Genomic DNA, 22,363 nt, shown 5'->3' with positions numbered 1-22,363 from the left:
GGGGGAGTAGATGTTGCGGAAGTTTGGAGCTAAGCTGTTATTTGCTTGCTTCCTTTTCTTTTCTTTACCAATTGTCGTACAAGCTTCTCCCATAGAACAAAACGTCGTTGATCAGCAATTGGACAAACTTGGAATTGAGGATGTGAAGCAGTTTTGGGATGGGCTGATTACTAAATATGACGGTTATTTACCAGAAAGTCAAAAGGGAAGTTTTATGGAATTTGTGAAAGGAGAAAAAGAATTTTCGATAAAGGAGTGGATGATAGGTTTACTCAAATATTTGTTCCATGAGCTTGTTGCAAATGGAAAATTACTTGGGACTCTTATTATGCTCACAATCTTTAGTGCACTATTACAATCTTTGCAATCCGCTTTTGCAAAAAGTAGCATTAGTAAAATTGCAGATGCTGTTGTATACATGGTGCTCATTATTTTTGCGTTAAATAGCTTTTATGTAGTCATGACTTATGCAAGAGAAACCATTCAAACGATGGTAGATTTCATATTGGCATTGCTTCCAATTTTGTTGGCTTTAATAGCGACTGGAGGCGGTGTTGTATCTGTATCATTCTTTCATCCTATTATCGTTTTCTTAATGAATACAAGCGGTTTACTTATGAATTATATCGTTCTTCCACTTTTGTTGCTTGCAACAATTTTAAGTATCGTAAGTACGATGAGTGATCAATATAAAGTTACGAAACTGTCTAAACTTTTACAGAAAGTCAGCGTGGGGATTATCGGAATATTTTTAACAGTTTTTCTTGGAGTTTTATCAGTACAAGGAACAGCAACAGCAGTTGCTGACGGTATTGCTGTAAAAACAGCGAAGTTTGTCACAGGAAACTTTATACCAGTCGTAGGCAGAATGTTTACAGAAGCTGCAGATACTGTTATTAGTGCATCTGGACTACTTAAGAATACAGTAGGGATGATTGGGCTTGTTATTTTATGTTTAATCGTAGCATTTCCAGCTATTCAAATCTTTTGTATCGCCTTTATTTATAAATTTGCAGCCGCTGTTTTACAGCCAGTTGGCGGGGGAGCAATCATTCAATGTTTGGATATTATAGGACGAAGCATTATTTATGTGTTTGCTTGTCTAGCAATCGTATCTTTTATGTTCTTCCTTAGCATTACAATTATGATTGCCGCAGGGAATATTACCCTCATGATGCGCTAGGAGGTGAGGAATATGCAATTTGTTACGGAATGGATTCGAAACATTATTGTATTCTTGCTTTTAGCGACGATGCTTCATTTGTTACTTCCTAATTCTAATTTACAGAAATATGTAAAATTTGTTGTAAGTCTACTATTAGTCGTGTTGATGTTGACTCCGTTATTCAAGCTATTACAAACAGATGTAAATGAGGTAATTGCTAATTTTAATTCAGAAAAATATGCAACAGATCATTCTATAAAAAATTCTATTGATGCAAAGAAAAAAGAAATACAAGCCCTTACACGTGCATATAGTTTAGAAGAGATGGCTGTCAAAATGAAAAAAGAAATCGGTAAAGAGTTTGAGAAAAAGTATGGTATGACAGTATCTAATATAGAGGTAGTTGCGCTAGAAACAAAGGAAGAAGTAAGAACGGCAAAAGATATTGAGTCTGTTATTGTAACATTGAAAGAAAGAGAACCGAAGAAAAATGATGCAATTGAAACTGTAAAACCAATTGAAATCAATACGAAAGAACCGAAGCAAACAACGGAAGAAATGAATGTAGAAATGAAGGAGTTCTTTTCAAGCAAATGGCAGCTAGAGGATAAACAAATCCAAGTTCAAATGGAAGGAGGGACAGGTAGAGGAAATGGACAAAAACGATAAGGGGACAAAGTTCTCATTTTTTCGCAACTTATTTAAGGGAGAGGAGAAAGAAGATAGGGAGAAGGGAAAAAAGGTAACACCAAAATTTTTGCTTGTCCTACTTATACTTGGAATCTTGCTTATGTTCTCTAGTAATTTCTTTCAACCGAAGAAAGAAGAAGTGCCAGTTTTTAAAGAACAGACAAGTCAAAAGACAGAGAAAGATGTACCTACTTTTGGACAAAAGAATAACGATAGTATGTCTGTGGTAGAAAAATATGAAAAAGCATACGAACAAGAATTAAAGTCTTCGTTAGAAGATATTACAGGTGTAAAAGAAGTATCAATTGAAGTGAATCTTGACTCCTCTGAACAAAAAATACTCGAAAAAAATATTGTAAAACGATCCCAAACAACCGGAGAAACAGATAAAACGGGAGGGAAAAGAGAGGTGGAGGACGAGTCAACAGACGAGAAAACAGTGATTATCCGTGAAGGGGATAAAGAAACTCCTATTGTTTTGCGCACAGAAAAGCCGAAAGTACGCGGTGTTCTTGTCGTGGCAAAGGGAGTGGATAATATACAAATTAAATCAATGGTAAAAGAAGCAGTAACGCGCATGTTAGATGTTCCAGCACACCGCGTTGCTGTGTTACCAAAAAAAGGTTAAGGGGGAAGTGAAATGTTGAAAAAACAAACAGTTTGGTTATTGACGATGTTAAGTCTAGTTGTTGTTTTATCTGTTTATTATGTAACAACACCAGAGAAAATGAATAATGTAACACCAACAGCAAGTGAAAAAATTGGACAAGAAAAGCAAAACGCTGAAAAAGAAGGAACGAAAGAAACGACAAATCAAGAAACAGAGAAAAAAGAAACTGCGGGTAAAGAAACAGAGAAAAAAGATAATGGTAATAAAGAAACGAGTAAACAGGAAGGAAATGTAACTGTTGAATCGAATGATGAGAATTTTACAGCTCTTCGTATGCAAATGGAAGACCAGCGTAGTGCTGAGAAAGAAAAATTACAAAATGTAATTAATTCATCGAAATCTTCTGCAGAGGAAAAGAGCAAAGCGAAAGATAGTTTTGATGCAATTACTACAATGGAGACAAAGGAAAGCTTATTGGAAACAGTTATTAAATCGCAAGGGGGTTATAAAGATGCCCTTGTAAGAGCAGATGGAACTGATATTAAAGTAACAGTGAAAGCGGCAAAGCATTCGAAAAAAGAAGCAAATAAAATTATTCAACTTGTACGAAGTGAAGCTGGAGCGAAGGATGTAGGTGTAAAGTTTGATCCTGTTAAGTAATCAAAGGTGGATGGTAAGGCAGAGAGAAATGGAAAAAAGCTATCGTTTTCGATAGCTTTTTTCCATTTCATTCGTATGGTCTTCTTCAATCCGAAACGGAGGGATACGTTGAGAGTGGAAAATAATAGGTTCGTGGTAATGATGGTTGCTTTCCACAGATTTGATATGAACAAAAGTAACAATGACCCAAACGGTTACAGCCGGTAGAAATAGAATGAGCCAAATCATATTTCGGCACCTCGCTACACAATATTTTCGTTCCCTTTGAACATACTATTTTTATATGGAGGAAGACTAAACGGTTTGTAAACGAAAAAATAATATTTAGTAAAATATATTTTCGTACATTTATAAATACGATTCATATGGGAAACATTATGTCATTTCATTCTTTTATAGATAAGAAAACAGCCTTTTTTTTTGAAGTGGTCTTGCCAATTTCATGTGAAACTTGGTATTATTACTAGGTGATAAAATATTAATTGAAATTATATTTTTACAGGAGTTTCGACTTATAATAAAGAAATATAAGTTGGAATGTTGAAAATATTTATCGTAAGATGGAACTAGTCAATCTTTCTATTGGTACATTTTGAAAGAGAATGTTTCCAGTAGAATGCATCGTATTTTTACAGCGAATCGCTTATTTCTCATAGGACGACTGTAAAAACGAGACAAACAAGAGTATGGGAGTGGGTTTTATATGTTTAAAATTCAGGAAGTTCGTGAATTAATTAAATTAATTGATAGCTCTAATATTGATGAATTTGAATACAAAAAAGATGGTACAACAATTAAAATGAAAAAACGCGGTCACGAAGTAGTGGTAGGGCAAGCACCAGCAGTTATGCAAGCAGCGGCTCCAGCTGTACAAGTAGAAACAACAGCGGCAGCAGCGCAGGTAAAAGTTCCGAAGCAGGAAGAGAAGGAAGTTGTTAAAGATGAGAATCTACATAAAATTACATCGCCTATGGTAGGGACATTTTATGCTTCTTCTTCACCTGATGCACCTCCATATGTAATGGTTGGAGATCGCGTATCAAAAGATTCTGTTGTATGTATTGTAGAAGCGATGAAGTTATTTAATGAGATTGAGGCAGATGTAGAGGGCGAAATTGTTGAAATTCTTGTTAATAACGGACAACTTGTTGAATATGGACAACCGCTATTTCTTGTAAAAGCGTAATAAGGGAGTCTTTGTAATGATAAAAAAAGTATTGATAGCCAATCGTGGGGAAATTGCAGTGCGCATTATTCGTGCATGTAAAGAGATGGATATTGAAACAGTTGCTATTTATTCAGAAGCAGATAAAGAATCACTTCATGTACAGATAGCTGATGAGGCATATTGTGTTGGACCAACGATGTCAAAAGAAAGTTATTTGAATTTGACAAATATTATTAGTGTTGCTAAGTTAACGGGATGTGATGCAATTCATCCGGGCTATGGATTTTTAGCTGAAAATGCTGATTTTGCTGAACTATGCCGTGAGTGTAATTTAATCTTTATTGGGCCGAGCCCAGAAGCGATTTCAAAGATGGGTACAAAAGACGTTGCTCGTGATACAATGAAAGAAGCAGGGGTTCCGATTGTACCGGGTTCACAAGGTATTATTAAAAACATAGAAGAAGCGATCGAACTTGCAAATGAAATTGGATATCCTGTTATTATTAAAGCGACAGCTGGTGGTGGAGGAAAAGGAATTCGTGTTGCTCGCCATGAAGAGGAGCTTGTAAAGGGAATTCAAATTACACAGCAAGAAGCTAGTACCGCTTTTGGAAACCCTGGTGTATACTTAGAAAAGTACGTTGAAGATTTCCGCCATGTTGAGATTCAAATAATGGCAGATGCACATGGCAATGCCATTCATTTAGGAGAACGTGATTGTACAATTCAGCGCCGTTTGCAAAAATTGTTAGAAGAAAGCCCTTCACCTGCTTTGGATGCTGAAATTCGTCAAAAAATGGGTGAAGCGGCAGTGAAAGCGGCAGTAGCAGTTGATTATACAGGTGCTGGTACGGTTGAGTTTATTTATGAATATAAAACGAAAAGCTTTTATTTTATGGAAATGAACACACGAATTCAAGTGGAACATCCTGTGACTGAAATGGTGACAGGAATGGATTTAATTAAAGAACAAATCCGTGTTGCTTCTGGAGAAAAGCTATCGTTACAGCAAGAAGAAGTACAATTTAATGGCTGGGCAATTGAATGTCGGATTAATGCGGAAAACCCTGCCAAAAAATTTATGCCATCCCCAGGTAAAGTTGAAATGTATTTACCGCCAGGTGGGCTTGGTATTCGCGTCGATTCAGCTGTTTATCCAGGTTATTCAATTCCACCTTACTATGATTCGATGATTGCAAAGCTAATCGTTCACGGAAAAACTCGCGAAGAAGCAATTGCAAAGATGAAGCGAGCGCTTAGTGAGTTTGTCATTGAAGGCGTACATACAACAATCCCGTTCCATTTACAATTGCTAAATCATCCGGATTTTGTAAAAGGTGAATTTAATACAAAGTTTTTGGAAGAACATGAACTTGTGACGCAGTGATAAAGTGAAACGATTATTGGTGGAACGTTCTGCTCCACTCATGTAGATTTCACGAATTGGGCATTTATAGGTAGGGAACCTTCTATATGATTTTCTTTCGTTCTAAGAACTTTGAAGAGGGTTTTACTACCTGTTGATGCGGGATATATTTAAAGGAGGTTTTTTTATGGCTGAACATATGTTAGATATGGGTCAAGATACAAGTCTTGGAAAAGTAGAGATTGCACCAGAAGTAATTGAAGTGATTGCGGGTATCGCAGCTGCTGAGGTAGATGGCGTGGCAGCAATGCGCGGGAATTTTGCGACAGATGTTGTAGAAAAATTAGGGAAAAAAAATCATGGTAAAGGTGTAAAGGTTGAATTAGTAAACGAAGATATCATTGTGGATGTTTATGTTATTATGTATTTCGGCGTTGCTATTCCAGTTGTCGCACAAAAGATTCAAGACAACATTCGTCAAGCGCTCTTTACAATGACTGGTCTTGAGCCAAAAGAAGTGAACGTTCACATCGTTGGCGTAACATTCGAAACACAACAAACAGAAATCGAGCCAGTGTAAGAATGAAAAGGTGCCTCATGAACTAGGCACCTTTTTTGTCGTTTCATTTCTTCACCAAGCAACTCCTCTAATTATTATATTATTTTTAAAAATATGAAATCTGAAAGAGAACGGCTATGTTTTTCTTAAAAAACGTACATTATGATAAGATGTGGAACTTGAAGTTAATTTTTTTATTATTTTTCAGCTGTGTAACCCGTGTATGAAACGATAAATTGTGTTATTATCATTGTATTATAAGGTTGAAAAATCAATGAAAACTACAAAAGTAAGTAAATTGAGAACTTATAAATTATAATAATATAACAAATCATAAAGAAAGACTTGAAGTATAAAGGAGAGTTACAATGAAACGTAGGACGGCTAGAGAAAGAGCCATGCAAGCATTATACCAAATGGATATTACCGGAGAATTAAATCCGAAAGTAGCGGTAGAGAATACGCTAGATGAAGGAGAAGAAACAAATGAATTTTTAGATTCACTTGTTGGTGGCTTTGTAGAGCATAAAGAAACAATTGATGAGTTAATTCGTCAAAATTTAAAAAAATGGAAATTAGAACGTATTAGTATCGTTGATCGCAGTATTTTGCGCTTAGCTGTTTATGAAATGAAATACATGGAAGAAATTCCGCATAATGTAACAATCAATGAAGCAATTGAAATTGCGAAAACATTCGGGGATGAGGAATCTCGTCGTTTTATTAACGGCGTTTTATCTAATATAAAAGATACACTGTAATTTCTTTAAGGGGGAATCTTAAAATGGTAGCAGTAATTATCAAAGGAAATGAAGTTGCGGAGAAAAAACGAGCACAATTAAAAGAAGAAGTTGTGAAGTTAAAAGAGCAAGGAATTGTACCAGGATTAGCAGTTATTTTAGTTGGAGAAGACCCTGCCTCTCGTTCTTATATAAAGGGAAAACAAAAAGGCTGTGAACAAGTGGGGATTTATTCAGAGCTTATCGAATTTCCAGATACGATTACTGAAGAGCGTTTACTTGCTGAAATCGATCGTTTAAATGAGGATGATCGTATCAATGGAATATTAGTACAATTACCTTTACCGAAACATATTGAAGAGAAAGCTATCATTGAAAGAATTTCACCTAAGAAGGATGTAGATGGATTCCATCCCATTAATATTGGGCGTATGATGACAGGACAAGATACATTCCTTCCCTGTACGCCACATGGCATTTTAGAATTAGTAAAAGAAACGAATATTGATATTTCTGGAAAACATGTTGTTGTCATTGGAAGAAGTAACATCGTTGGAAAACCAGTAGGACAACTATTTTTAAATGAAAATGCGACTGTTACGTATTGTCATTCTAAAACGAAAAATATAAAAGAATTGTCAAAGTTAGCTGATATTTTAGTTGTAGCTGTAGGAAGACCAAAGATGGTAACGGCCGATTATATAAAAGAAGGAGCAGTTGTCATTGATGTTGGTGTGAATCGCTTAGAGACAGGAAAACTATGCGGCGATGTTGACTTTGAAAATGTACTAGATATTGCAGGCTACATTACACCGGTGCCAAAAGGTGTTGGTCCGATGACAATTACAATGCTTCTTCATAATACAGTTGAATCTGCTAAACGTGCAGGTTTTATCTGTAAATAATTTGAAGCGGCTATGAGGAGAGAGAAATGGAAAAGCAATATTTAACCGTTACAGCATTAACACGTTATATCAAAACAAAAATAGAGTATGATCCGCATTTGCAGTCTGTTTGGTTAAAAGGAGAAATTTCAAACTTTAAATATCATAGCCGTGGCCATATGTATTTTACATTGAAAGATGAAAATGCAAGGATTGCAGCGGTTATGTTTGCGGGGCATAATCGTAATATAAAATTCAGACCAGAAGATGGAATGAAAGTGCTTGTAAAAGGGAAAATCTCTGTCTATGAAGCAAGTGGTTCTTATCAAATTTATGTTCATGATATGCAACCTGATGGTGTGGGGAATCTTCACTTAGCTTATGAACAATTAAAGGTTCGACTAGAGGAAGAAGGATTATTTTCTCGCGTTTATAAGCAACCCATTCCTGCATATGCAAAAACAATAGGTGTGATTACATCACCAACGGGGGCGGCTATTCGTGATATTATAACGACGATTAAACGTCGCTATCCAATTGGGAATGTGATTGTTTTTCCAGTACTTGTACAAGGGGAGTTTGCTGCTCCCTCTATTGTACAAGCTATTCAAACAGCAAATGAGATGAATGATATAGATGTATTAATTGTTGGTCGCGGGGGCGGTTCTATTGAGGAGCTATGGGCTTTTAATGAAGAAATAGTCGCGCGAGCAATTTTTGCAAGTAAGATTCCCATTATCTCTGCTGTTGGACATGAAACTGATTTTACAATCGCTGATTTTGTTGCAGATTTACGTGCACCGACGCCGACAGCAGCTGCTGAATTAGCTGTGCCTAATATTCTTGAAATGCAAGAGAAAGTATTGCAAAGAACACTTCGTTTACAAAGAGCGATGCGAGAAATAGTACATAAAAGGCAAGAGCGATTACAAACGTTGCAAAAGTCATATGCATTTCGTTATCCAAGACAAATATATGAACAAAAAGAAGAGCAGTTAGATCGAGCTCTTGAGCAACTTGTTTTAGCAAAAGAGCGCTATATGGAGAAAAAAGTGAATCAGTTAAAGCAGCTCTCATTTTACTTGGAGAAGCACCATCCTGCTCAAAGAATTTCACAAACAAAGATAGCGATTGAAACGTTGCAAAAACAATTACGACGAGAAATGCAAACGGTGTTACAAACGAAAGAATTTGCATTTGTGAGAATAGCAAAGCAACTAGAAGCATTAAGTCCGCTTAAAGTTATGATGAGAGGATATGGACTTGTATATAGCGAGAAGAATCAAGTATTGAAAAGTGTAAAAGATGTTAGTGCTGGAGATGTAGTTTCCGTGCAATTACAAGATGGTATATTAGATTGTAATGTATCGAGCGTAAAGGAGCGTGAATCAAATGGAAAATAAATTGAGCTTTGAAGAGGCGATTTCACAGCTTGAGCATCTCGTTTCCAAGCTTGAACAAGGCGATGTTCCTTTAGAAGAAGCAATTTCATACTTTAAAGAAGGGATGGAATTGTCTAAGTTGTGTGATGAGAAATTGAAAGATGTACAAGAACAAATGGCAGTAATCCTTGGAGAAGATGGACAGCTTGAGCCATTTACAGCTTTAGGAGATGAAGCATAGTGGCATATGGAGATTTCGATGCTTTTGTAATAGAAAGCAAAATGTTTATAGAAAAAGAACTTGCGCGTTACGCGAATGAATTGCAATGTCCAAACGTGCTTCGCGATGCGATGACATATTCATTAGAAGCGGGTGGAAAACGTCTCCGCCCGTTACTTTTATTTGCAACTTTACATGCGTTTGGGAAAGAACGAGAACTTGGGATAGGTGCAGCTTGTGCACTTGAAATGATTCATACATACTCTTTAATTCATGATGATTTGCCATGTATGGATGATGATGACTTAAGACGCGGGAAGCCAACCAATCATAAAGTATTTGGAGAGGCGATGGCTGTTTTAGCCGGCGATGGTTTGCTCACCTATGCGTTTCAAGTAGTTTCAGCGTATAATTATGAAGGGATTTCTAGTGAAATAAAGTTAAGGCTGGCACTTGAGCTTGCCAAAGCCGCGGGGCCAGAAGGAATGGTAGCTGGACAAGTAGCGGATATGGAAGCGGAAGGGAAGCACCTTACACTGAATGAATTAGAGTATATTCATAAGCATAAAACAGGAAGATTATTAGAGTTTGCTGTACTTGCTGGTGCTATACTTGCTGGTGCAACAAAAGAAGAAGAGGAAAAGCTACTTGCCTTTGCAAAATATGTTGGCCTTGCCTTTCAAATTAGAGATGATATTTTAGATGTGGAAGGAACGGAAGAAGAAATTGGAAAGCCAATTGGCAGCGATGCTTCTAATGAAAAGAGTACATATACGACATTATTTGCGATAGACGAAGCAAAAAGTATATTAGAAGAAACGATTGCCAAAGCAAAGGATGCAATTATGTCCCTGCAATTACAAGATACATACTTGCTCTCTGTTTGTGATCTTATCGCAAAGCGTAACAACTAGTATAACAGCGTTTTCATTTGTTGAGTCATTTATCATTTTGTGGTATAAATGTAGAAAAAGGTTTTTCTTTTCTTTTTATTGGCAAAAATATATTTAGATTACATTGCCGTTGTCACGTTGTGTGAGCGGCTCTTTTTTTCATCATACAAAGAAGTGGGCGTATCAAAGTAAGTAGAGATAAGATAAAATGTAGTAGGAAAAGCTAAGAACTTCTTGTATTGTGTAAAGTTTTTTTATAATATTTGACATGTTGACAGATTATGAAATGAAAGTGAGTGATCCATGTGGATCTAACGCAAATTCAAAACCCTAGTTTTTTGAAAGATATGTCTATCAGCGAACTAGAGGAATTGAGTGAGGATATTCGTAAGTTTTTAATTGAAGAGCTCTCTCAAACAGGTGGACATATTGCTCCTAACTTAGGTGTAGTAGAACTCACAATTGCGCTGCATACATTATTTGATAGTCCGAAAGATAAATTTTTATGGGATGTCGGACATCAATCTTATGTTCATAAAATTTTAACAGGGCGTGCAAAAGAGTTTCGTACATTAAGGCAGTATAAAGGATTGTGTGGTTTTCCAAAACGATGTGAAAGTGAACATGATGTGTGGGAAACTGGTCATAGTTCAACATCATTATCTGCTGCGATGGGAATGGCTTTAGCGCGTGATTTAAAGAAAACAGATGAATATGTTATACCGATTATCGGAGATGGTGCTTTAACTGGAGGAATGGCTCTAGAAGCGCTGAATCATATCGGACATGAAAAGACAGATATGATTGTGATACTTAACGATAATGAAATGTCAATCGCACCGAATGTTGGAGCACTTCATAATGTACTTGGTCGTTTGCGTACAGCTGGTAAATATCAATGGGTAAAAGATGAACTGGAGTATATTCTTAAAAAGATTCCAGCAGTTGGTGGGAAAGTTGCAGCGACGGCTGAAAAGATTAAAGATAGCTTGAAATATTTATTAGTATCTGGTGTTTTTTTTGAGGAATTAGGTTTTACATATTTAGGTCCAGTTGATGGACATGATTATGAAAAACTATTTGAAACACTGCAATATGCGAAGAAAACAAAAGGTCCAGTACTTGTTCATGTGATTACAAAGAAAGGGAAAGGATATAAACCTGCTGAAAGCGATGTAATCGGTACTTGGCATGGCACTGGCCCATATAAGATTGAATCGGGAGACTTTGTGAAACCGAAGGAAGTTGCTCCAGCATGGAGCGCTGTTGTTAGTGAAACGGTTCGTAAACTGGCAAGAGTGGATGAGCGTATCGTAGCGATTACGCCGGCGATGCCTGTTGGATCTAAACTTGAGAAGTTTCATCAAGAATTTCCAAATCGTATGATTGATGTAGGAATTGCCGAGCAACATGCAACAACGATGGCAGCTGGAATGGCAACACAAGGAATGAAACCATTCTTAGCAATCTATTCGACGTTTTTACAAAGAGCATATGATCAAGTTGTTCATGATATATGTCGTCAAAACTTAAATGTTTTCATCGGTATTGATCGTTCTGGATTAGTTGGTGCAGATGGAGAAACGCATCAAGGAGTATTTGATATTGCGTTTTTACGCCACTTACCCAATATCGTCCTTATGATGCCGAAAGATGAGAATGAAGGACAACATTTAGTATATACAGCAATGCAATATGAAGATGGACCGATTGCACTTCGATATCCGCGTGGAAATGGACTTGGTGTTCCAATGGATGATGAATTCAAGGTAATTCCAATTGGCACATGGGAAACATTAAGAGAAGGTACGCAAGCAGCTATTGTAACATTTGGGACAACAATTCCAATGGCTATGGAAGCAGCCGAGCGTCTTGGAAAAGCTGGTGTTTCTGTAAAGGTGGTAAATGCTCGTTTTATTAAGCCAATGGATGAAGCATACTTACATGATCTTTTAGGAAAGAATATACCGATTTTAACAATTGAAGAAGCTTGTTTAATCGGCGGGTTTGGTTCAGGAGTTATGGAGTTTGCTGCTGAACATGGATATCATAGTGCATTGATTGAACGAATGGGAATTCCAGATTATTTTATCGAGCACGGTAGTGTGACGAAATTATTAGAAGAAATTGGGTTAACAACAGATGCGGTTGTAGATCGCATCCATACAATGATTCCATCAAAACAAAAAAGGGCGTAACAAATGAGTGTAAAAAAAGAAAGAGTAGATGTATTAGTAGTAGAACGCGGGTTGATTGAAACACGTGAAAAAGCAAAGCGCGCCATTATGGCTGGGCTTGTATATGCGAATGAGATGAGGCTCGATAAGCCGGGGGAAAAAATTCCTGAGGATACACCAATTACAATAAAGGGACAAGTTATGCCTTATGTAAGCCGCGGTGGTTATAAATTAGAAAAGGCATTACAAGTATTTCAACTTGATTTGCAAGATAAAATTATGATTGATATTGGTTCATCAACTGGTGGCTTTACAGATTGTGCACTACAAAATGGAGTAAAGTTATCTTACGCTCTGGATGTAGGATACAATCAATTAGCTTGGAAACTTCGCCAAGATGAACGTGTTGTTGTGATGGAGCGAACGAACTTCCGTTATGTTACACCAGCTGACTTAGAGCGTGGATTACCGCAGTTTGCAAGCATCGACGTTTCGTTCATATCATTAAAGCTTATTTTGCCGGTGTTAAAAACAATGCTTACGCCAAATGGTGATGTAGTTGCATTAATTAAACCGCAATTTGAAGCTGGGCGAGAACAAGTTGGAAAAAAAGGTATCGTTCGTGACAAAAAAGTACATGAAGCTGTTGTCGAAATGATTGTCGACTTTGCGTTACAAGAAGGATACGATGTACAAGACTTGACATTCTCACCTATTACAGGTGGAGATGGAAATATTGAATTTTTAATCCATTTAAAATGGTATGGTGAGCGTGAGACTGGTGAAAACCATTCTCCAATTTCCATCGAGCAAGTTGTTACAGAAGCGCATGAAGTATTAAAACAAAAGGGAAAAGAGGAATAACGTATGTTGTTCCTCTTTTTGTTGGAATTGTATAATGATTGTAAAAACAATTGTGTACAATAAAACGATTATACGTTAACATAAATAAGTGAAGTATATCAACGTTTAAACTATGGTAAGAGATAGTGTGAGGTGCAAATGTATGAATAAGGGTCAGCGCCATATTAAAATTAGAGAAATTATCGCGAACAAAGAAATTGAAACACAAGATGAACTAGTTGACATTTTACGGAACGAAGGCTTTAATGTAACGCAAGCAACTGTATCACGTGATATTAAAGAACTGCACTTAGTAAAAGTGCCATTACATGATGGTCGCTATAAATATAGCTTACCAGCAGATCAACGCTTCAATCCGTTACAAAAATTAAAACGGAATCTCGTTGATTCGTTTGTGAAATTAGACACAGCAGGGCATATGCTTGTGTTAAAAACATTACCTGGTAATGCTCACGCGCTAGGAGCGCTTATTGATCATTTAGAGTGGGACGAGATTATCGGAACCATTTGTGGTGATGACACTTGCTTAATTATTTGTCGTACGCCTGAAGATACTGGTAATGTATCGGATCGTTTCTTAAATATGCTGTAACAAAAAAGAATCTTGTTTACTTTCTTACTAAAATGAGAAAGTAAACAAGATATTTTTTATTGTGAAAAATAAGGTTTTTATAATGGTATACATAAAGAGGCGGATTGACCCATAAAACAAATGTTTGGTACAATGAAGCATGTTAGAAGAATACATGATACATGTGATATATAGAAGATAACGATTTAAATAATACGTAATGAAAGCTCTTAATGGGGCATTAGTTTATAACGAGGTGAATGAAGCATTGTTATCGGAATTATCGATTAGAAACTTTGCTATTATTGAGTCATTAAATATTTCTTTTCAAAAAGGCTTAACTGTATTAAGTGGTGAAACAGGAGCTGGAAAATCAATTATTATTGATGCAATTAGCTTGCTTGTTGGTGGTCGTGGGTCAGCAGAATTTGTTCGATATGGAACAGAGAAAGCAGAAATTGAAGGATTGTTTTATATAGAGGACGATAAGCACCCGTGCATTGCGAAGGCAGAAGAGCTGGATATTGAAATTGAAGATGGCATGATGATTTTAAAACGCGACATAGCTGCGAATGGAAAAAGTGTATGTCGCATAAATGGTAAACTTGTTACATTAAGCATATTGAAAGAAATTGGGAAAACACTTGTTGATATTCACGGACAACATGAGACACAAGATTTAATGAATGAAGAACGGCATCTCTTTATGCTGGATCATTTCGATGGAAATCGAATTGTAAAACAATTAGAAAAATATCAAGAAGTATATGTAAAGTATGAACAATTGAAGAAACAATTAAAAGCTTTAACAGAAAATGAACAACAGATGGCTCACCGATTGGATTTAATTCAATTCCAATATGAAGAAATTCGTAAAGCGGATTTAAAGGTAGATGAAGAAGAGGAATTAACAGAGGAGCGCTTGAAAATCTCTAATTTTGAGAAGATTTATAAAGCGTTAGGTGATGCTTATCGTTCATTAACTGCAGATGGACAAGGCCTTGATCATGTGCGAAATGCAATGGGGCAAATGGAGAGTATTGCACATTTAGATGAATCGTATCAAGAAAATCATGATTCAATAGCGAATAGCTATTATTTGCTGGAAGAAGTAGCCTATCAGCTAAGAGAAAAATTAGATATGATGGAATATGATCCAAATCGTTTAGATGAAATTGAAACTCGTTTAAATGAAATTCGTATGCTAAAGAGAAAGTATGGCAATACTGTAGAAGAGATTTTAGCGTATGCAGATAAAATAGAGCAAGAAATATTTACGATTGAAAATAAAGATGTGCATATTGAAAAGGCTAAAAAAGAGTTAAAAGAATTGGAAAGTGTAATCTTAAAAGAAGCGACAATGTTAAGTGATATGCGTTATGAACTTGCAGAGCGCTTAACAAGTGCTATTCACCAAGAATTGAAAGAACTATATATGGAAAAAACAAAATTTGAAGTGAGAATAACAAAAAAAGAAGGAAATATAGAAGATCCACTCGTTGAAGGAATACCTGTCAAATTAACAGTGGATGGATATGACCAAGTGGAGTTCTATATTTCCACAAATCCAGGTGAACCGTTGAAACAACTTTCAAAAGTTGCTTCTGGAGGAGAGTTATCTCGTATTATTTTAGCTTTAAAGAGTATTTTTTCGAAACATCATGGTGTCACATCTGTCATTTTTGATGAAGTGGATACAGGTGTGAGCGGCCGAGTTGCACAAGCGATTGCTGAAAAAATTTACAGGGTATCAGTAAATTCACAAGTACTTTGCATTACTCATTTACCTCAAGTAGCTTCAATGGCGGATTCACATTTATTTATCCGAAAGCAAGTGGCGAATGATCGGACAATGACATCTGTCACAATACTAAGTCCAGAAGATAAAGTGACAGAAATTGCTCGTATGATTTCTGGTGTAGAAATTACGGATTTAACTACGGAACATGCGAAAGAGTTACTTACGCAAGCAAATCATTTTAAGCAAGCAGCAGAAGCTATCCAATAATGGATAGCTTTTTTGTTCAAATAATGATTTCTTAATTCTTCCGGTTATAAACAGGGCGTTGCAAGGAGAGATTAAAAGATGAGGCCGAAGAGGCTGAATGTGGGGTAGGAGCGAGGAGAGTGAATAAATTGAGATTAGAACACTTCCGGAAAATAATAGGGATTTGTCTCCTTGTTTCGTTAGTTTTTATTGTCTGTTTTAAACCATTACGTACATTTATTTCATTTCCAAAACAACTTGTTATTTTTGAAGGGGAACAATCAGAAATAGAATCACTGCCTGTTTTTCAAGCTTCATCTACCAATCATAACGTGTTTACCGTAAGTTCTAAACAAAAAGCGCCGGGGATTATGGTGAATTCACATCAAAATGGTGAGGCGGATATGGTGTTTCAATTGGCTGGTTTCCCTGTGAAGAAAGTAAACGTAAAAGTGTTAAAAGATTTTAAAGTTATTCCAGGTGGACAATCTATCGGTGTGAAGCTGAATACGAAAGGTGTCCTTGTTGTTGGACATCATTTAATTCAAACGGAAAAAGGGAAAGTATCGCCAGGTGAACTAGCAGGTGTACAAGTTGGTGATATGATTACTGCAATTAATGGAAAAACAATCGAAAGAATGAGCGATGTAGCACCATTTATTCATAGTAGTGGTGAAACAGGTGAACCGCTTCATCTTGTGTTATTGAGGGATGGGAAGCATATTCGCACAAAGCTAACGCCACAAAAAGATAGTGGGGAATCATCTTATCGCATTGGTCTATATATTCGTGATTCGGCAGCTGGTATTGGAACGATGACATTTATCGACCCAAATTCCATGAAATATGGAGCGCTTGGTCATGTTATTTCTGACAATGATACAAAAAAACCGATTCAAGTGGAAGATGGGCAAATTATGCGTTCGACAGTCACTTCGATTGAAAGAGGAAGCCATGGAAATCCCGGAGAAAAGTTAGCGAAATTCTCACCAGATCATGAAGTAATTGGGAATATTACAACAAATAGTCCATTTGGAATTTTTGGAAAGCTAAATACAAATGTGAAAAACGGGATAATGGATAAGGCGATGCCAATCGCATTATCTCATCAAGTAAAAGAAGGACCAGCAAAAATATTAACAGTAATTGATAACGATAAAGTAGAATCATTTGATGTTGACATAGTAAGTGCAGTGCCGCAAAAATTTCCAGCTACAAAAGGAATGGTTATAAAGGTTACTGATAAGCGTTTATTAGAAAAAACAGGTGGTATTGTACAAGGAATGAGCGGAAGCCCAATTGTTCAAAATGGAAAAGTGATTGGTGCAGTTACACATGTATTTGTAAATGACCCAACTTCCGGATATGGTGTGCACATTGAATGGATGTTACATGAAGCGGGAATCAATATTTATGAACAAAATAAAAAAGCAAGCTGATGTGTATCAGCTTGCTTTTTTATTGAGAAATTCGTTGAAATTTTGGAAAAGCTCCGCAAGAGCTGTTTTTTGTTGTAAAATAAAAGAAAAGAATGGATATTTCGTTGTAATTCTATGATGGAATGTGATGCGAAAAAAAAGAAATGAACGATAAATATATTTTTTTGTGATTTTATCGGAATTTAGAAACTTTAAAAGGGAAATTTCACACAATTGTCGAACAATTCATGTAGCCTAGAAGCTTACACATGTCGGAAAATTTGATTCGGTGAGGGAGGAAAAGCTGTGGAGAAAATCAAAGTATGTCTTGTGGATGATAATAAAGAATTGGTATCAATGCTAGAAAGTTATGTTGCTGCCCAAGATGATATGGAAGTAATCGGAACGGCTTATAATGGTCAAGAATGTTTAAATTTATTAAAAGAAAAACAACCAGATGTACTCGTTTTAGACATTATTATGCCACATTTAGATGGCCTAGCAGTACTGGAGAAAATGCGACATATTGAACGACTAAAACAACCGAATGTTATTATGTTAACAGCATTTGGGCAAGAAGATGTGACAAAGAAAGCAGTTGATCTAGGAGCTTCTTATTTCATATTAAAACCATTTGATATGGAGAATTTAACGAGTCATATTCGTCAAGTAAGTGGTAAAACAAATGCTGCGATAAAACGCCCACTACCATCTTTCCGATCGGTAACAACAGCAGATGGAAAACCGAAAAATTTAGATGCGAGTATTACGAGCATTATTCACGAAATTGGTGTCCCAGCTCATATTAAAGGATATATGTATTTACGCGAAGCAATTTCTATGGTGTACAACGACATTGAGTTGTTAGGATCTATTACGAAAGTATTATATCCAGATATCGCTAAGAAATATAATACAACTGCAAGTCGTGTGGAACGTGCAATTCGACATGCGATTGAAGTAGCATGGAGCCGTGGGAATATTGATTCTATCTCATCTTTATTCGGTTATACCGTATCCATGTCAAAAGCAAAACCGACGAATTCCGAATTTATTGCAATGGTTGCGGATAAATTAAGGCTTGAACATAAGGCGAGTTGAAATTATTAGTAACGACTCTAATATTATTAGAGAGCGTTGAGCGATACATGTTTTTTCGGACCGATCAATAACTCGGTCGTTTGCTGATGAACACTGTTCTTTTAGTGGTTATGAAAACTATTGAGAGGCGGTGTTTTTTTGTTGTCCTTTTTTTGTTCATTACACACTGCCGCACCATGGTCTTAGTATGCAGGTGTATCACTGCAGTTTTCGTCACCCAATGTCGCCACCACCATCTACATCAGAGCTTTGAGGTGCTGGATTATCTTCATTATTTTTATTTTAACGCTCCTTTTTTAAATGATTGTTGTTTAGCCTGATAGTATAGATAGAAGTATTTTCATCTCAGTTCTCGTGATAGAATTATGAAAGGTATTAGGAAGGAAGAGAGAGAAGGATAGTAAAAAGTCCTGCAAATACAGGACTATATTATTCTTCATCGTTATTTTGTTTTTCTAATTCAACTAGTTTTTGAATTAAAATATGCTGCGGCATATGCATAAGTTGTTCAAGTGGAACACCTAACGCTTTTGATAGACGAATTGCAGTATCTGGAGAAATTTGTAATGGTCTCATAGAAGTACCTCCTTTTTCGTATAGTATAGCATAGATTGGGGGAGTAAAGATGACTCTTATATTTGCACATCGCGGTGCAGCGGGTACGTACCCAGAGAACACAATGATTTCATTTGAAGCTGCTGAATCTTTTGGGGCAAATGGGGTTGAATTAGACGTTCAACTCACGAAAGATGGAAAAGTTGTTGTTATTCATGATGAAACGGTTAATCGGACAACGAATGGAAAAGGAGCAGTAAGAAATTACTTGTATGAAGATTTAAGAAAGTTAAATGCAAGTTATAAATTTAATGAAAAAGTAGGTTTTTGTCATATCCCTTTATTAGAGGAAGTGTTGGATTGGTTAAAATCCAATTCATTGCTCCTGAATATTGAACTTAAAAATAACAAAGTTCCTTATAGAGGATTGGAAGAAGAAGTCATTACACTTGTGAGAAAGTATAGTTTGGAGGAACGGGTTATTTTGTCATCATTTAATCATTACAGCATGAAACATTGTCATATGATGGCACCAGATATTCAAACGGCGATTTTATATCGAGAAGGATTACATAGTCCTTGGGCATATGCGCAAAAGATGGGAGCAACTGCAATTCACCCAAATTATCGCTATCTTCAAGATGCAATTGCGGAATTAACAATGGAGAGTGGAGTAGAGGTTCGTCCGTATACAATTAATGATGAGACAGTGATTCGTAAATATTTTGACATGAATATTTCGGCGATTATTACAGATTATCCGGAAACAGCTAGAGCACTGTTGCAAGATAAAAAATGAGACCTTTCGTGAGAAGGGTCTTAATTTTTATCTTATTATTCTATTCATATCTTAATGGAAGGTTTTGTGAAAATTCGACTCATGGGGAGGGTTTCCTTATCTTCTGAAGCGAGGCTGTACTTTGTTTCGTTTTCGATCACGGTGCAAAATAAAACCACCAAAAAGATAAAAACCGACAGCGAAACAACATGTGCCAATTAGAAATTGTAGCCATAATACAGGGAAGGGAGAAAGTAGAATGCCGAATACAGTATCTCTCATTAATTTAATCCCTAACATGGCTAATGAAATCGGAATAAGTGCTAGGAGAAGGGCAAAGTAACGTTGCATAGAAAATCTCCTTTTCAGATAATTTTGTATATACTAAATGATGAAATATACAATGGGTGTTTGTCAAGAGAAAGAAGAGCGAGTAAGATAAAGGTGTGAAAAAGCTTGCAGAGGTACTTCGAAAGGAAGTGTAATGTATGAAACAAAAAGTTCTCATTATCGGAGCAGGTGAAGGTGGAAGTACAATATTAAGTTTGTTGAGACGTTCAAATATATTTGAAATGATTGGGGTTATTGATATAAATCCAAATGCGAAGGGATTGCAACTTGCAAAAGAGCAATCAATTCCAACTGGAGATCATATAGAGTCTTTTTTAAAAAAACATGTGGACGTCATTTTTGATATGACGGGGGATGAGCATCTACATAAAGTTCTTTTAGAAAAAAAGCATGAACATACATTACTAATACCGGGAAATATTGCTAAGATCGTTACGAAACTCGCTCATGAGAAAGAAGATTTAATTGAAAAATTAAAAGCTCAAACGCAGCAGAAAGATTTGATTTTAAATTCTACACATGATGGTATGATCGTTGTTAATAAAGAAGGGATTATAAAATTATTTAATAAAAGTGCAGCGCGAATGACAGGTTATACAACAAGTGAAGCTACTGGAAAATATATTTTAGAAGTAATTCCAACAAGTAAATTACTTCGAATTTTACGGACAAAGCAAATCGAAGTAAATCAGGAACTTACATTGGATAACGGAAAAAAGATTATTACGACGCGCATTCCGATTTTGAAAGAGGATGGAGAAGTTCAAGGAGCATTTGCCGTTTTTAAAGATATTACTGAAGTTGTAAACTTGGCCGAGGAAGTTACGGATTTAAAAGAAATACAAACATTACTAGAAGCAATTATTTATTCATCTGAAGAAGCAATTTCTGTTGTAGATGAGAAAGGGAGAGGGATTGTTATAAATCCTGCCTATACAAAATTAACAGGTCTGTCAGAAGAAGATATAATTGGAAAACCTGCAACGACTGACATTGTAGAGGGAGAGAGTATGCATATGAAGGTACTTCGTACGCGTAGGGCTGTGCGGGGAATTCATATGAAAATTGGACAAAAAAAGCGAGATGTAATTGTAAATGTTGCCCCGGTTATTGTTGATGGAATATTAAAAGGTAGTGTAGGGGTGATTCGTGACGTCTCAGAAATACAAAAATTAACAAATGATTTACATCGAGCGAGACAAATTATTCGAACACTCGAAGCAAAATATTCTTTTGATGATATTGTTGGAGTTTCGGATGAAATAATGGCGGCGATAGAGCAAGCGAAACTTGGGGCGAATACGCCAGCGACAGTATTGCTTCGAGGAGAATCAGGAACAGGGAAAGAATTATTTGCGCATGCGATTCATAATGGTAGTAATCGAAAATACAATAAATTTGTTCGTGTAAACTGCGCTGCAATTTCAGACAATCTGTTAGAAAGCGAATTGTTTGGCTATGAAGAAGGGGCGTTTTCTGGTGCAAAAAGGGGTGGGAAACGAGGACTCTTTGAAGAAGCGAACAATGGAAGTATATTTTTAGATGAGATTGGAGAATTATCTGCTAGTACACAAGCGAAATTACTTCGAGTGCTACAAGAAAAAGAAATTGTAAAAGTTGGAGGAACAAAGGCGATTCCAATTAATGTAAGAGTGATTGCTGCAACTCATGTAAATTTAGAAAAAGCGATTTTAGAAGGAGAATTTCGAGAAGATTTATATTATCGTTTAAATAAAATTCCAATTCAAATTCCGTCTCTTCGCCAACGGAAAGAGGATATTCCTTTTATCGCAGAAAGATTAATTCAAAAGATTAATCAAGATTATGGGCGTAATGTAGAGGGAGTAACAAAAGCAGCAATTGAGTATTTACAATCATATGATTGGCCTGGAAATGTGCGGGAGCTGGAAAATATTTTGGGACGAGCGATTATTTTTATGAGTTACAATGAAGTTTATATTGATGTACATCATTTACCTTCTTTGCATAAAGATGAACAAGTTGAATTAAAGGCGAATCGTTTATTACCAGAATTAGAAGAAAAGTCTCTTGAACATTTAGTTACAGAGTTTGAGGGGAATATTATCCGGGAATATTTAGATAAATTTAATGGCAATAAGACAAAAACGGCAAAAGCTTTAGGTATTTCGGTACGAAACTTGTATTATAAGTTAGAAAAATACGAGTCTGCAAAAAATAGCATGCAATAAATTGCACACTATGC

At 36.2% G+C, this 22,363-nt stretch carries 23 protein-coding genes; 20 read left to right on the top strand and 3 right to left on the bottom strand.

The window, feature by feature from the left end; all coding sequences use genetic code 11:
• The first annotated feature begins 10 nt into the window (after nucleotides 1–10).
• From spoIIIAE to BCER98_RS14550, 4 genes are read left to right on the top strand one after another with little or no spacing between them, the layout of a single operon-like run.
• A complete protein-coding gene (gene spoIIIAE, locus BCER98_RS14565) occupies nucleotides 11–1,183 on the top strand; it encodes a stage III sporulation protein AE (protein ID WP_012095342.1) in 1,173 nt (390 codons plus the stop codon).
• Nucleotides 1,184–1,195: 12 nt separating this feature from the next.
• Entirely contained in the window at nucleotides 1,196–1,834 is a 639-nt protein-coding gene (gene spoIIIAF / locus BCER98_RS14560; RefSeq protein WP_012095341.1) for a stage III sporulation protein AF, read from the top strand.
• Nucleotides 1,818–2,483 carry a stage III sporulation protein AG gene (gene spoIIIAG / locus BCER98_RS14555; protein ID WP_012095340.1) on the top strand — a complete coding sequence of 222 codons (666 nt, stop codon included), beginning with the start codon at nucleotides 1,818–1,820 and terminating at the stop codon, nucleotides 2,481–2,483. The genes spoIIIAF and spoIIIAG overlap by 17 nt, the downstream gene beginning before the upstream one ends.
• Before the next feature lie 12 nt (nucleotides 2,484–2,495).
• Entirely contained in the window at nucleotides 2,496–3,125 is a 630-nt protein-coding gene (locus BCER98_RS14550; RefSeq protein WP_012095339.1) for a SpoIIIAH-like family protein, read from the top strand.
• A 39-nt stretch (nucleotides 3,126–3,164) separates the two neighbouring features.
• Here the strand turns inward: BCER98_RS14550 and BCER98_RS14545 are convergent, their stop codons facing one another.
• Entirely contained in the window at nucleotides 3,165–3,353 is a 189-nt protein-coding gene (locus BCER98_RS14545; RefSeq protein ID WP_041810004.1) for a hypothetical protein, read from the bottom strand.
• A 475-nt stretch (nucleotides 3,354–3,828) separates the two neighbouring features.
• Between BCER98_RS14545 and accB the strand changes: the two genes are divergently transcribed.
• From accB to spo0A, 14 genes are all read left to right on the top strand, one after another.
• Complete coding sequence (gene accB, locus BCER98_RS14540; RefSeq protein ID WP_012095338.1) at nucleotides 3,829–4,311, top strand: acetyl-CoA carboxylase biotin carboxyl carrier protein; 483 nt, start codon at nucleotides 3,829–3,831, stop codon at nucleotides 4,309–4,311.
• Nucleotides 4,312–4,327: 16 nt separating this feature from the next.
• Entirely contained in the window at nucleotides 4,328–5,680 is a 1,353-nt protein-coding gene (gene accC, locus BCER98_RS14535; protein ID WP_012095337.1) for an acetyl-CoA carboxylase biotin carboxylase subunit, read from the top strand.
• 166 nt (nucleotides 5,681–5,846) lie between these two features.
• Complete coding sequence (locus BCER98_RS14530) at nucleotides 5,847–6,239, top strand: Asp23/Gls24 family envelope stress response protein (RefSeq protein WP_012095336.1); 393 nt, start codon at nucleotides 5,847–5,849, stop codon at nucleotides 6,237–6,239.
• A 347-nt stretch (nucleotides 6,240–6,586) separates the two neighbouring features.
• Nucleotides 6,587–6,979: a N utilization substance protein NusB gene (gene nusB, locus BCER98_RS14525; protein ID WP_012095335.1), complete on the top strand. Its 393-nt coding sequence runs from the start codon at nucleotides 6,587–6,589 to the stop codon at nucleotides 6,977–6,979.
• Between the two features lie 23 nt (nucleotides 6,980–7,002).
• A complete protein-coding gene (gene folD / locus BCER98_RS14520) occupies nucleotides 7,003–7,863 on the top strand; it encodes a bifunctional methylenetetrahydrofolate dehydrogenase/methenyltetrahydrofolate cyclohydrolase FolD (RefSeq protein ID WP_012095334.1) in 861 nt (286 codons plus the stop codon).
• 26 nt (nucleotides 7,864–7,889) lie between these two features.
• Nucleotides 7,890–9,245 (top strand): exodeoxyribonuclease VII large subunit, encoded by a 1,356-nt coding sequence (xseA, locus tag BCER98_RS14515; RefSeq protein ID WP_012095333.1) that lies wholly within the window; start codon nucleotides 7,890–7,892, stop codon nucleotides 9,243–9,245.
• Nucleotides 9,235–9,465 (top strand): exodeoxyribonuclease VII small subunit, encoded by a 231-nt coding sequence (xseB, locus tag BCER98_RS14510; RefSeq protein WP_012095332.1) that lies wholly within the window; start codon nucleotides 9,235–9,237, stop codon nucleotides 9,463–9,465. Before xseA ends, xseB begins: the two co-directional genes overlap by 11 nt.
• A 41-nt stretch (nucleotides 9,466–9,506) precedes the next feature.
• Entirely contained in the window at nucleotides 9,507–10,358 is an 852-nt protein-coding gene (locus BCER98_RS14505; RefSeq protein WP_087095437.1) for a polyprenyl synthetase family protein, read from the top strand.
• Between the two features lie 284 nt (nucleotides 10,359–10,642).
• Nucleotides 10,643–12,535, top strand: a complete 1,893-nt coding sequence (gene dxs, locus BCER98_RS14500) for a 1-deoxy-D-xylulose-5-phosphate synthase (RefSeq protein WP_012095330.1) — start codon at nucleotides 10,643–10,645, stop codon at nucleotides 12,533–12,535.
• Between the two features lie 3 nt (nucleotides 12,536–12,538).
• Nucleotides 12,539–13,378, top strand: coding sequence for a TlyA family RNA methyltransferase (locus BCER98_RS14495; RefSeq protein WP_012095329.1), 840 nt, complete (start codon nucleotides 12,539–12,541; stop codon nucleotides 13,376–13,378).
• A gap of 142 nt (nucleotides 13,379–13,520) precedes the next feature.
• Complete coding sequence (gene argR, locus BCER98_RS14490) at nucleotides 13,521–13,970, top strand: arginine repressor ArgR (protein ID WP_012095328.1); 450 nt, start codon at nucleotides 13,521–13,523, stop codon at nucleotides 13,968–13,970.
• A 247-nt stretch (nucleotides 13,971–14,217) separates the two neighbouring features.
• The gene (recN, locus tag BCER98_RS14485) at nucleotides 14,218–15,957 is read left to right on the top strand and encodes a DNA repair protein RecN (RefSeq protein WP_012095327.1); all 1,740 of its coding nucleotides are present in this window, start codon (nucleotides 14,218–14,220) and stop codon (nucleotides 15,955–15,957) included.
• Between the two features lie 119 nt (nucleotides 15,958–16,076).
• Entirely contained in the window at nucleotides 16,077–17,375 is a 1,299-nt protein-coding gene (gene spoIVB, locus BCER98_RS14480; RefSeq protein WP_012095326.1) for a SpoIVB peptidase, read from the top strand.
• Between the two features lie 285 nt (nucleotides 17,376–17,660).
• Entirely contained in the window at nucleotides 17,661–18,455 is a 795-nt protein-coding gene (spo0A, locus tag BCER98_RS14475; protein ID WP_012095325.1) for a sporulation transcription factor Spo0A, read from the top strand.
• A 429-nt stretch (nucleotides 18,456–18,884) separates the two neighbouring features.
• Here spo0A and BCER98_RS21300 read toward each other — a convergent pair whose 3' ends face one another.
• Complete coding sequence (locus tag BCER98_RS21300; protein WP_012095324.1) at nucleotides 18,885–19,031, bottom strand: YycC family protein; 147 nt, start codon at nucleotides 19,029–19,031, stop codon at nucleotides 18,885–18,887.
• A gap of 49 nt (nucleotides 19,032–19,080) precedes the next feature.
• Here BCER98_RS21300 and BCER98_RS14470 point away from each other — a divergent pair, with 49 nt between their 5' ends.
• Nucleotides 19,081–19,809 (top strand): glycerophosphodiester phosphodiesterase, encoded by a 729-nt coding sequence (locus BCER98_RS14470; protein ID WP_012095323.1) that lies wholly within the window; start codon nucleotides 19,081–19,083, stop codon nucleotides 19,807–19,809.
• 96 nt (nucleotides 19,810–19,905) lie between these two features.
• Here the strand turns inward: BCER98_RS14470 and BCER98_RS14465 are convergent, their stop codons facing one another.
• The gene (locus BCER98_RS14465) at nucleotides 19,906–20,139 is read right to left on the bottom strand and encodes a DUF2627 domain-containing protein (protein ID WP_012095322.1); all 234 of its coding nucleotides are present in this window, start codon (nucleotides 20,137–20,139) and stop codon (nucleotides 19,906–19,908) included.
• 137 nt (nucleotides 20,140–20,276) lie between these two features.
• On the opposite strand from BCER98_RS14465, the gene BCER98_RS14460 reads away from it, so the two are divergent.
• Entirely contained in the window at nucleotides 20,277–22,349 is a 2,073-nt protein-coding gene (locus tag BCER98_RS14460; protein ID WP_012095321.1) for a sigma-54 interaction domain-containing protein, read from the top strand.
• Nucleotides 22,350–22,363 lie beyond the last annotated feature (14 nt).

The sequence above is a fragment of the Bacillus cytotoxicus NVH 391-98 genome (genome assembly GCF_000017425.1).
In the GTDB taxonomy this organism is placed as follows: Bacteria; Bacillota; Bacilli; order Bacillales; family Bacillaceae_G; genus Bacillus_A; species Bacillus_A cytotoxicus.
The sequence above is the reverse complement of the archived record's forward strand: the minus strand, read 5'-3'. Positions and strand labels throughout refer to the sequence as shown.